7 protein-coding genes and 2 pseudogenes are annotated in these 11,564 nt (G+C 38.4%); 5 read left to right on the forward strand and 4 right to left on the reverse strand.

From position 1 onward, the window contains the following. The 3 genes and pseudogenes from H1P_RS37715 to H1P_RS25255 form a co-directional block, all read right to left on the reverse strand. Positions 1-180: pseudogene (locus H1P_RS37715) on the reverse strand (IS630 family transposase); the annotation flags it as partial. Positions 181-980: 800 nt separating this feature from the next. After that, positions 981-2,162 (reverse strand): polysaccharide lyase, encoded by a 1,182-nt coding sequence (locus tag H1P_RS25250; protein ID WP_144872619.1) that lies wholly within the window; start codon positions 2,160-2,162, stop codon positions 981-983. Positions 2,163-2,341: 179 nt separating this feature from the next. After that, positions 2,342-2,807, reverse strand: a pseudogene (locus H1P_RS25255) (ATP-binding cassette domain-containing protein); the annotation flags it as partial. A 171-nt stretch (positions 2,808-2,978) separates the two neighbouring features. On the opposite strand from H1P_RS25255, the gene H1P_RS25260 reads away from it, so the two are divergent. Beyond that, the gene (locus H1P_RS25260) at positions 2,979-3,605 is read left to right on the forward strand and encodes a LysE family translocator (protein WP_144872622.1); all 627 of its coding nucleotides are present in this window, start codon (positions 2,979-2,981) and stop codon (positions 3,603-3,605) included. A 231-nt stretch (positions 3,606-3,836) separates the two neighbouring features. On the opposite strand, the gene H1P_RS25265 is transcribed toward H1P_RS25260, so the two are convergent. Further along, positions 3,837-5,747, reverse strand: coding sequence for a cation:proton antiporter (locus tag H1P_RS25265; protein WP_144872625.1), 1,911 nt, complete (start codon positions 5,745-5,747; stop codon positions 3,837-3,839). A gap of 411 nt (positions 5,748-6,158) precedes the next feature. Here H1P_RS25265 and H1P_RS25270 point away from each other — a divergent pair, with 411 nt between their 5' ends. The 4 genes from H1P_RS25270 to H1P_RS25285 all read left to right on the forward strand — a co-directional run bounded on the left by H1P_RS25270 (position 6,159) and on the right by H1P_RS25285 (position 11,410). Then, complete coding sequence (locus H1P_RS25270) at positions 6,159-7,526, forward strand: ArnT family glycosyltransferase (protein WP_144872628.1); 1,368 nt, start codon at positions 6,159-6,161, stop codon at positions 7,524-7,526. A 186-nt stretch (positions 7,527-7,712) separates the two neighbouring features. Then, positions 7,713-8,477, forward strand: a complete 765-nt coding sequence (locus tag H1P_RS25275) for an ATP synthase subunit I (protein WP_144872632.1) — start codon at positions 7,713-7,715, stop codon at positions 8,475-8,477. Positions 8,478-8,588: 111 nt separating this feature from the next. Continuing rightward, the gene (locus H1P_RS25280) at positions 8,589-8,957 is read left to right on the forward strand and encodes a nuclear transport factor 2 family protein (RefSeq protein ID WP_144872634.1); all 369 of its coding nucleotides are present in this window, start codon (positions 8,589-8,591) and stop codon (positions 8,955-8,957) included. A gap of 179 nt (positions 8,958-9,136) precedes the next feature. After that, complete coding sequence (locus H1P_RS25285; protein WP_144872636.1) at positions 9,137-11,410, forward strand: fused MFS/spermidine synthase; 2,274 nt, start codon at positions 9,137-9,139, stop codon at positions 11,408-11,410. Positions 11,411-11,564: the final 154 nt, after the last annotated feature.

Here is an 11,564-nt window from a genome sequence, read left to right on the forward strand (position 1 = left end):
TTTTTGAGCATAATCATAATTTATCCCTACTGCAACCGCGCTATTTTTAATCGTCCATCCCAAAGATACTTTCCAAAGCAAGTGCCACCTTCTGGATTCTACTGAGTCTTTGCTCTTTAAGTATTTTCGCTTCAATTCCTCTGAGCTCTTATGCTTTACTAAATAAGCTTTTCTCGGCATTAATTTTTTTGGGTTACTTTTTGAGAATTATATCAGGTCTTTTATAATCGGATTTCGTATAATACCGTTTCTCAACAGCTTGGTTCTATAAGCTTGGCGGGACTTATAAAGTCCGCCCGCAGGTGGCGGACACAGCCCCTTGGAAACCCAAGCAGAGCAGCGCGCTCAAAAGTAATAAAAGACTTAGTTTAAAGTCAAAAATAAAAAGTCAAAAGCCATAAGTCAAGAATGACAAAGTTTTCAGAGTCTAATTGTAATAGTAAATAATTTGGTCATGTATTTAGCTAGTGCGCGAGAATTGGTATAATTTAAGCCCCCTAATCTCCAAACTTCAGAGACAACAATTTTTCACTCAAGAGATTAACCCAGCATTTTAGTCTAGACGCGCTACTACAATTTAATTCGATCTCTCCCACTATTTTTGATAAATGGTACTAAATCTTCTCTGGGCCGATCTTCTAGAAAAATATCTTTACCAAATATTCTGTTGTTACAGTAGTAGGCTTGTTAATTGCAATTTACCTTACCCATAAAATGTCTCGTAAATAATACCAAATCAAATGATATTTGCAACAGATGATTCTTAGGTAGGAATGAATGACTCGCTTTTACAGGATGTGTCGCATTCTTTTTTCTATTTGGTACAAGATGAATGTCCTGGTAAAGTTCAAAGCAAAAAACAAAGCCTATTAGTCATAATGATTTAAATTGCAATGAGAACCATTGCTATTGCATTGATAAAACCAACATAAAATTGTGTTAACAGTTTAATTGGCAATTACTGAATAAGCCTTTAAAGCCTAGACTCCTACATCTGCTGGGTTGGTGGAAACAACAAAATCATCAAAATAGATGTGGGATTCTTTGTCGGGATACCAATCAGGGCCACTTCCACCGTGGAAATTACTAAAGTAGACTGCATCAACCTTGCTACCGTTGTTGACAAACCGCAGGTTGTCAATGTTTAGTACCTGTTGACCGTCCATCCACACATCCAGAGAACCATTTTTCTGATTGCCGTCATTAATTTCTACGCGCTGGGTAAGTTCATGCCACTCCCCTGGTTTAAAATAAACATCTTGACCAGATACGTCTTTGAAATCAAAGCTCTCTCCCCATTGTCCAGGTTTATCCATGTGGTATACATATGCTTCGGCTTGACCATTTTCACGCCACATATATCGAGTGGTATATCCATTAGAGCCATTAGCATCCTGACCACCGCTCGCCTGACCGTCTGTACTGGTAAGACCAGGTAATTTCCCACCGCTATACTTTCTGCCATTGAAGTCATAACCAGCTTCAAATTTAACCTTATACTGTAAGTAGTACACATCTTTTCCAGGAATCTCCCACACAGCACCACCTCCTGATGCTTGGGTAGGACTATGTGTAATGCGGAGAGAATTATTGCCAGAATACGCTTCAGAGTTGGTAATTTTAGCAAAATTTTTCATTCGAGCATCTTGTGACCAAAGCAAATTCCAATCCTTTTTTTGGGCAACGTGATCGTAAACTGTACCATTTGAATGACCTTCAAAGCTTTGGACAATGGCGTTAGAACTTGGTTGGTTTGGTGCAGAAGTAGGTCTAGGTGTGGGTGCAGGATTAGGATTAGGCGTAGGATTACTAGGTTGAGAATTTCCCCCTATACTCTGACCATTCAATGTGAAATTGGATGGTGTTAGATTATCATCTCCTTTTGCCCTAAACCCGAATGTGGTAGTTTCCCAATTTCTAACATGATCGTTCCAATCAACCGCCTTCACGGTATATTTATTACCATCCCTGGACACCAATTCGGCATTCCAAATCTTATCTATCTCCCTTTCACTCTCGAAAGTCATAGTCCAGTCTTTGAAGCTGTTACCTTTATTTGTAAAGCTGATATTCGCAGTGTAACCATTATTCCAGTCAGCAGTGACATCATAGTTAATTCTGAATTTATTGTTTTCTACTTTCGAGCTAACAGATGTGTTCATTGCTTGCTTCCTTCTTTACTATATGATGTGTAATAATTAAGCTCCAATATTATAAACAGCAAAAGAGAAAACTAGGAAAAAGAGCAAAAAAAAGGCTCATTAAGAGAGCAATTATACTAATCTTGTATTACATAGCATTTTTTATAATCAATATAATGCATTACTTTATGATTACAAAATTATCGAGCAGCTTCTTGTTTTTTCAGGGAATTATTAGCCAGTTTACCGTCCTCTAAATGAACGATGCGATCTGCAATATCGAAAATACGATTATCGTGGGTGACGAGTAAAATAGTGCTGCCTTGTTCTCTGGCTAGTTTTTGCATTAAATTAACTACATCTCTACCAGATTTACTATCTAAGACTGCGGTGGGTTCATCCGCTAAGAAGATCGCGGGATGAGATACCAAGACACGAGCGGTCTCGCTTTCACGAGGTACTACGAGATCGCGACTAGTTGCTTTTGTCCTCCAGAGAGGTTATCAGGGTAGTAATCAATCCTATCTCCTAACCCTACCTGCTGTAACATATTAGCAGCGCAGTCAGGCTTTTTTGAAGGTTGTGGGCTTGGAAGATATAACAATTGTTGCGTCTTGCTATGACTAATTCATCTTTAGTTTCACCACAAAGTTCTTTGCCTAATAGTCAAGCTTCTGAACAAAGATTACTGGCTGTTTTTTTGATTAATTGTCTAGCATATTAAGAAGATTTTTGAATAAGATCGAGTTAATAGTTTGAATAACTGGAATGATTGCAAGTGAATGATAACATCATCAACAAAATTGCTTGATTTCAAAAGTTATCCCTAAAATTTTTATGATGTTTGGTACCCAAGATCTTTATACTTTCTTATTAATAGCAATTTCTCTCAATTTGTTACCTGGTACAGATACTTTGTATATTATGGCTCGTAGCATAACCCAAGGAAGAAAAGCTGGTATTGTTTCTGTTTTAGGTATTAGTACAGGTACTTTATTACATAGTACTGCTGCTGCTCTTGGTTTATCAGCCATTTTAGCTACTTCAGCAATTGCCTTTACTGTCTTAAAATGGATTGGTACTATATACTTGGTGTATCTAGGTATTCAAATATTCATCAGCAATAACTTCCAAGAAGATATCGCTCTGAAGAGAGAAAATAAAAATCTCTGGAATATTTATCTACAGGGTATTTTAACCAATATTCTTAATCCGAAAGTTGCTCTATTTTTGCTACGATTTTTCTCTCTATTTGTCGATCCAGCCAGCAGAGATCGGGTATTTTCATTATTCTTTTTGGGCTGTTTGTTTGTCATTACTGGCACTTTATGGTTTATAATCGTTGCTTTATTATCAGCAAAAGTTTCCCAGGTTGTTCGCTCTAAAGCTCGATTAATCAATATTGCCAACAAAATAACAGGAATAATTTTTATTGGTTTAGGAATTAAGCTGGCTACAGAGTAAACAAAGCAAATTGCCATCAACTCTAGTCATTGATGTAATACTATTGATAGGCAGCGTGTTTCTAGAAGCGTAGGTTTCCCAAGCAGAGCAGCGCGCTGTCATTGCTAACAAGAGACTTAGTCGGTTTGATTTGGTAGTTTTAATCCTCAATTAATCAAATAAACCAACTAGAGGTGCAAACCATAAAATCATTTAAAACCTTTCTCCCCAAGCACCGCTCCTCACTCCTTATTAATTTGCCCCTTCTGGAATAGTTTTTTTAGGACTAATAGGAATGCTTTCTACTTCAGAAAACTTATTTAAGGCCAAACGAGAAGGTTGATTATTACCAGAAAGTCGCTTCATGAGTTTCGAGCGAGGATCGTGGAGTATACAGTAAATTTCATCCTCTGGTTGCCAATCTTCTGCTGCTTTAACTATTTGTAGTTTAGCATCTCGTTTCACTATGAGAGGTAGTAGTTCTCCCGAACGGATCAAAGCTTGTAAATGAGCTTGTTGTAAGGATATTTGAGGTTTTCGTAAAACTATTTTCTCTAATTGAAATTCACCATCATGAATATATTTATTCCAGGTTTCTGTGGAAAGTTCAGGGATAAATGCTTGATTAACTTTAATTTTGTTGTTGTTAGAAGCAGAATTATTTTGCGGAAATACTGCCAAAACTTTGGGGGGTTGAAACTCTTCTTTGGCTCGTTGGGCTAGTACTAAGTTAACTTCCCCATTGTTAGTTAAAGCGATAAAAGTACCCATTGATTCGATTCCTGCTTCGGTCAAAACATCAGCATCAAGTGCGCTACTTTGGAATACAGGAATATTTTCGGCTGCTGCTTTTTTACAGGCTTCTGGGTCAGTATCAATTAAAACTACAGATTCTCCTGCTTCTTGAAATAAACCTGCAACTAAACGCCCTAATTCTTTTCCTCCAACAATAACTGCGCCTTTAGCTTCGCTAGAAGTAATCCTTAGCCAACTAGCAACCCATCCAGCCGTCAAGCCCTGACAAAATACTGTCATGATAATGGTTAAGAAGACTAGGGCTTTAATAGAGTCTCCACCGTTGATACCCCGTTCGGTTAGCAAGATTGCGAATAATGAGGCGACAGAAGCAGAAACAATCCCTTTGGGTGCAATCCAAGATAAAAATATTTTTTGTCGCCAGTTCAAATCACTGTTGATGGTGCAAAAGAAGACACTTACAGGACGCACTACAAACATTAAAGCTGCTACTGCAAGTAAACTACCCCAACCTAAAGCAATCACACTAGCAATTGATAAATCCGCAGCTAAGAGGATGAAAAGCACCGATACACAAAGAACGGTTAATTGCCCTTTAAATCTTTTGAGCAATCTTTCTTCTGGTAGAGAGGAAGCTTTAACTACAATACCTGCTGCTACGGTTGCCATTAGTCCAGATTCGCTGTAAAGATGTTGAGAGAGAACAAATAAGCCCCACATTGCAGCTAAAACTACTAAATTTTTAAGTTCTTCGGAAAGCCGATCTGCACTTTTGAGAAATAAACCCAGTAACCAGCCTCCTACACCACCAACTACAGACCCTATACCAAGCCGAAATAGTAAGCCTCCAACGACATCTAAGGGAGCAGAATTAGTATTAACAATGGTATTTAAAACAACTACTGCTAAAATCGCTCCTACTGGATCGATTAAAACTCCTTCACCTTCTAATAAAGTGGCTACTTGACGATCTACTCTAACCTGTTTTAGTAATGGTCCAATAACTGTCGGACCAGTGACAACCACTAGGGAAGCATAGAGAAAAGAAATTGACCAAGGAAATTCTGCTAACCAATGGGCAGCCATTCCCCCACCAATGAGAGTAATTAGCGTGCCAATAGTGACTAGGTTACGTAAACTACCAGAAACCCTTCCTAGCTCTCTTAATTCAAGATTTAGTCCTCCTTCAAATAAAATGATGGCAACCGAAAGAGCAACTAAAACTTCTAAGCCGATTCCTAACTCTTGGGGATGGAGTACATTCAAAAGATCGGAACCTAAAATAATTCCGAAAAGCAACAGAAACACAATGCTGGGAACTCGAAGATATTCTCCGATTACTTGGGCTGTGATCCCTGCGAGAACTGCGATTACTATTTGCAGAGTAATTTCAAAAGATCCTTCCATAAGTTGTTTTTTTGACTCGTTCTTTTATCAGTTATCGATCCTGTTGGAGTACCATATAAAGAGTTCATTTAAAATTAATTTTAAATTCTCTTAGATTATTGGCGATCGCCTTTGAGCCTGGCACTACGCAGTCTGCGAAAGCAGGCACTACGCGATCGCTTTTTGGCGATTCCAACCTTTGAGAGATTGAACTTTAGTTTTCTTTCAATCTCAATGAAAATTAGTAATTTATCTCAAGATTATTCTATTGGGCGTATTTTAACATCTGAATTTTAGAGAAGACATTTTAAAATTCCAACTCACTGAGTATCTGCTTTAAGAATACAGAGCAGAAAAAGCGATCGCCAAAAGCGTTCACGGTGATTTTTGATTGTTTGTTGTCTGTAACAAAATCCCCTTTTTATTGATTTCATGGCTTTTGATACTTCTATTGGAAAACGTTTATCTAATTTGCGTCGGCAAGATCGCTGGTGGGGATATTTTTATCTAGTTTTATTGGTGATTGCTGCTTTAATTTTATTTACAGTTAACCTTGGTAGCTTACCTCTAGATGAATTGCAAGAAGGTACGATGGTAAAAATAGCGCAAGAAATTTGGCAAGCACCGCCTAATTCTTGGCGATGGATTTTTCCGACACTTTCAGGCAACCCCGAAGTATTTAGACCCCCTTTATTTCCCGATCTTCTAGCGTTTACTTTCAATATTGGCGGGGTTAGCCCTTTGACTACCCGTTTGCCTTCTGCTTTATTGGGAGCTTTTTCGACCGTTATTTTATACGGTATTGGTCGCGAACTTTTTAGGACAACTGCTCCTACTTTACTAGCTTGCTGTGTTTATGTAACTTTTTTTCCTGTCATTAGTCAGGGAAGGTGGGGAACGCTGGATGCTCCTTTGCTTTGTTTTGAGATGTTTGCTCTTTGGGCAATTTTGCGCTCTCGAAGAGATTTGCGTTGGACTTTAATGACTGGTTTTGGGTTTTGTTTGGTGGGTTTAACAGACAATTGGTCGGTTTTACCATTAGCAGTTCTTATTTTCCTGTTTTTACGCTGGGATACTCCCCGCCTATTGATTTGTCCTTATTTTTATTGTGGCTTGATTTTAGGCATGATGCCTTTGATAGCTTGGTGGATAGCTCAATGGTATTTTTACGAGCCAATTATTAATTTGTGGGCAAATTGGCAATATGGGGCTTTTGCTATTTCCTTGCAATCTAAATTATCTTGGGAATGGTTAACCAATCAATCCTTTAACCGCTATCTATCGACATTTTTGCACTATTTTTCTCCTTGGTTTGTTGTGGCTTTTTATGGTTTAAGGCTGGCTTGGCATTATCGCAATTGGGGATGGGCAAAATTTTTACTGGTGACAGGTAGTGTTTGTTTATTCTTTCCCCTTTTAGCGATCGCTAATGTGATTCCTTTAAGCGAGCTTGCCCATCCTCGCTGGTATGTATTACCTCTCTATCCCATACTGGCTTTAGCAGCAGGGAAACAACTACATCAATTACGCAATTTACCAAGCTATATTGGTTATCCTCTGACTTGGGTATCTGTGTTTAATTGTTTTGCCATCTTACTTATTTCGCTGGCTTTGTACGGCAAGTTTGTTCTCAAAATTGATTTTGATTGGTTACTCTTGGGAATTTTTGGCTCAGTAATTATGACTTTGATAGCGACTTCTTTCCTTTTAGCCCGCAGAGATATTCAATTTATTCATGTTCTCATTTGGGGTAACTATATCTCATTGCTGCTATTTTTTAGTTTTCAATATGGGATTTAATAGTCGAAGGTACTCCGCCTTAAAAAGACGGAGCCTGCTTCGACTTCGTCAAATGAAAGCGTGATGAGTACAGTAAGCAAGAAAAGCAACCAAGCACTAACTAACCACTAGCTAATAAATGTTCAATGTTCGCGAGTTCAATGTTAAATTGGTAAGCTATAAGTAAAAATGCGGAAGGAAACCGTTGTGAGTAAGACATCATACGGATGGGAGCAACTTCTATTATCAATTTTTTCTCAGGCTAAAGCTCAAGATTGGGATGTTTTGGCACTATCTTCTAAGCAAGTATCTCAAATAGTGAGAAAAGGATTGTTAATGCTGGCTTTTGTCAGTTTATGGTGGTGGAATGGACAATTATTACTTGCTACCAGTATAGGTATCGGGTTAATGTGGCTCACCTACAAAACTTCTCAAAAGCGATATCGTAAGTTATGGCAAACTGGGGTTAGTTGGTTAGTTGGTCACAATCGTAAATTATTATTTGCTGTCGGTGGTGGTAGCCTAGGCGGATTTTTTACCTATATGGTTGCTGCTATTTGGGCTGATACCGAAAATCGTTGGTTAGCAACGGGATCGATTTTGCAAGGTTTTGGTACTTTAATTACTTTGATTCTTTTGGGTTGGCATATTAATCGGAGTAATGGCGATCGCAATCTGGCAAAATTTGACCAATTATTAGGAGATTTAACGGCTGCCGATCCTTTGAAGCGTTTTATTGCCATCCGTCAGCTAACTAATTTAGCTCACAAAAATACCTTGGATCGGGAACACCGACTACAGTTGATCGAGTATTTTTACTTTATGCTGGATCAACCTCAAGAGTCTTCGATTCAAGAAGCTTTACTGGATAGTTTAGATATTCTGGGTGTTCCTGCATTTAATGCAACTACTTCTCAAACTGTAGCAACTCCAATCGATTTAAAGCATTCTATCTCAGAAAACGTGCTGTAATTTTGTTGTAAGGATAGCATTGCCCACCTATCTTTGATTTTAGAAGTGAAAAAACTGATACCGATTTATGTTTTCCCTTTGATATTTTCCTTGATAGTGGTTTTAGGGCAAATGAATTCTGGAACAGCTACACAAGCTATGGTACAAAGACAAGCTGAAGCATGGGAAACGGGAAATGTCTCAGGGATAGTTAATGATTTCGCGCCCAATGCGGTTTTTATAGCGGGAGGTTTTAAGTTTCAGGGTGTCGAAGCCATTGAAAAAGCAGCAACAGATTATTTCCGACAGTTTACCGATACCAAAGTCACCATTAAGCGAATTATTCTTAGTGATACCCAAGGTGCAGTAGAATGGGATTGGAGCGATCGCAATATTCAATCGGATACTATATCTCGTGCAGAAGATGCCATTATTTTTGAACTACAGGATGATGGCAAGATTATTTATTGGCGAGAATATATTGAAAAAGTAAGTGGTTAGTCCCGTCCCATCTTCGTGGGATAATATCAAGCGGGATAATATGGTTAGTGGCTCGTTATCACTAATTATCTTTGATCTCTGACTCGGTGACTCGGTGACTTCATTGATATCTAATATTTTTTTATACTGTGTCAAAATACTTCCGCAAGTTAAATAAAATTTGATAAATTTTTGTGGAAATGGCAAAAACAGCAACCAAAAAGACGGAAGTTGTAGCTATCAAAAAACCTTGGGCAATCAGAGTCTTATTTACACTATTTTTTATATCTGGTTTTAACGCATTACTATATCAAGTTGCTTGGCAACGAATGTTAGGGTTATTTTCTGGCTCTGATGTGCGCTCTGTAACTGTGGTAATTGCTTCTTATTTATTAGGTTTAGGATTGGGAAACCTGCTTAGCAGTCGAATAAGCGATCGCCTTAATAATCGTCAGTGTGTGAGGATTTATGGCTGCTGCAATTTGGGAATTGCGGTTTTTGCTATCTGTAGTCGTTTTTTGTTTTACGATTTGCTGTTTCTGCGATTGCAATATTTGGCGCAGTCTCCTGTGGTAATGCTAGGGATTGTCTTTGTCAGTTTGTTAATACCCACAACTATGATGGGGTTATCTTTGCCTCTACTGTCCAAAGCAGTTAGCCGTAGTGCGGAGAATGCAGCTTCTCGTATTGGTTGGTTGTATGGAATTAATACTTTAGGATCGGGCGTGGGTACTCTAGTTTCTGGCTGGTATATTGTAGGGACTTTGGGTTACGCGGGAACAGTTTATTTAGGTTCGTTTTTTAGTGCCTGTGTGGGTTTGGTAGCATTAATTATCTCGCGGAATTTTGCTCGCCACAAGGCTAGTTTTCCCCAGGATAATACTTTTGCCAATTCTTTGCCTCACACAACAAGTAACTCTCTTCAGCAATGGTATTTGTTAGTTTTTCTTTCAGGTTTTGCAGCTATTTCCTGGGAAATTATTTGGTTTAGGGTCTTAGATATTGCTTTACAATCTAATGCCTATACTTACGCCCATTTACTTGCTTTTATTTTAGTAAGTAATGGTTTAGGTAGTTTGTTGGGAGCTAAGGTGAATCAGTATATTCGTCAACCCAAAAAGGTATTTTTGTTAATTCAAGGAATGGTTGCAGTGTATTCTGCGATCGCTATATGGATAATTGCTACTTATTGGCAAAACAACCCCGATCTACGTTCCGATATTGGCTTTATCGATCTTGACAATATTAATTTCTCGCTTATTTTTAAATACTTAATTGTTCCTTCTGTAATGATGATTTTGCCTAATTTATTGTTAGGTTTTTATTTTCCTATAGTGCAGAAAGCAGTTCAAAAAGACCAGCATTCTATTGGGAAACGAGTGGGTTCAATTTTGGTAGCTAATATTTTAGGTAACACTGTAGGTAGTCTGGTAACGGGTTTAGTCTTATTAGATCGCTGGGGAACTTCAGGCTCAATTAAGTTACTTTGTGGTTTTGGGTTGGGCTTTCTTTTATTGATTTACCCGCGCTCGCTCAAAGCGAAACTGAATATTGCCTTAACCGTTGTTTCTGTGATGTTGGTACTGGCTTTCCCCTCTAATTCCCAATTATGGGCAGCTTTACAAGCAGTTCACCCTGATGCCTATTTTACCGTGGCGGAAGACTCTACCAGTGTTGCAGCGATCGCCGAAAGCGAAGGACAGGGTGTTTTACTTGCTAGCGGACAAGTTCAAGCACATTTTCCTTATATGCATCTTCATGGGCTGTTAGGCACTATTCCTGCGCTTTTACATCCTAATCCAACGGATATCATGATTATTGGTTTGGGTTCAGGAGGTACTCCTCATACTTTGGGAGTTAATCCTGTAACTGAACGGGTTAAAGTGGTAGAACTTTTAGGGGCGGAATTGACAGTTTTAAATGAGTATGCACAAACCCCTATTGGAAAGCCATTAAAACATTTGCTGCAAGACCCCCGTTATGAGATTGTTGTGGGAGATGGACGCAGAGAATTAGTTTTAGCCCAAGAGAAATTCGACATTATAGAAGCAGATGCTATTCAGCCTTGGCGATCGCGTGCAGGAATGCTTTACTCCCAAGAATTTTTTCAGGAAGTGCGAAATAAGTTAAAACCAGAAGGCTTTTTTGCTCAATGGAATGTGGGTGCAGGAACCAGAAAAACTATGTTGAGTGTTTTTCCTTTCGTTACCAATGTCAAACTTACTGAAGACTTATCAATTTTATTTGGAAGCGATCGCCCTATAGATTTTGAGCGAACACGATTATTAACTAGGCTCGATTTACCTCAAGTTCAAGATTTTCTAGACAAAGCAGAAATTAAGCTCTCTCGAATTCGTGATGATATCCGAACAGCCCAAGTAACGATGTATTCTCAAGCCAAAGACAGCAAACCAAGCAAAATTAATACTGATTTGCTTCCACGGGGAGAATATTATCTAAATAATTCAAAGTAAATTAGCTCGCTTGCTATAGGCTATAAGGGGAGTAGCAAATAATTAAAGCTTCCAAATAAGAGAAGTAAAGGAGTAAAATCAAGTATTATCAAAAGACATAGAAACTGAAATGCTGGAACTAACGGACTCCCTAAAGTCTCTGTTGATTGAGACA

Source organism: Hyella patelloides LEGE 07179, assembly GCF_900659865.1.
In the GTDB taxonomy this organism is placed as follows: domain Bacteria; phylum Cyanobacteriota; class Cyanobacteriia; order Cyanobacteriales; family Xenococcaceae; genus Hyella; species Hyella patelloides.

Excerpts from the sequence above, each read along its gene's own strand:
- H1P_RS25265 (WP_144872625.1), bottom strand. The coding sequence starts at position 5,747 with ATGGAAGGATCTTTTGAAATTACTCTGCAAATAGTAATCGCAGTTCTC.
- H1P_RS25280 (WP_144872634.1), top strand. The coding sequence starts at position 8,589 with ATGAATTCTGGAACAGCTACACAAGCTATGGTACAAAGACAAGCTGAA.
- H1P_RS25285 (WP_144872636.1), top strand. The coding sequence starts at position 9,137 with ATGGCAAAAACAGCAACCAAAAAGACGGAAGTTGTAGCTATCAAAAAA.
- H1P_RS25260 (WP_144872622.1), top strand. The coding sequence starts at position 2,979 with ATGATGTTTGGTACCCAAGATCTTTATACTTTCTTATTAATAGCAATT.
- H1P_RS25270 (WP_144872628.1), top strand. The coding sequence starts at position 6,159 with ATGGCTTTTGATACTTCTATTGGAAAACGTTTATCTAATTTGCGTCGG.
- H1P_RS25250 (WP_144872619.1), bottom strand. The coding sequence starts at position 2,162 with ATGAACACATCTGTTAGCTCGAAAGTAGAAAACAATAAATTCAGAATT.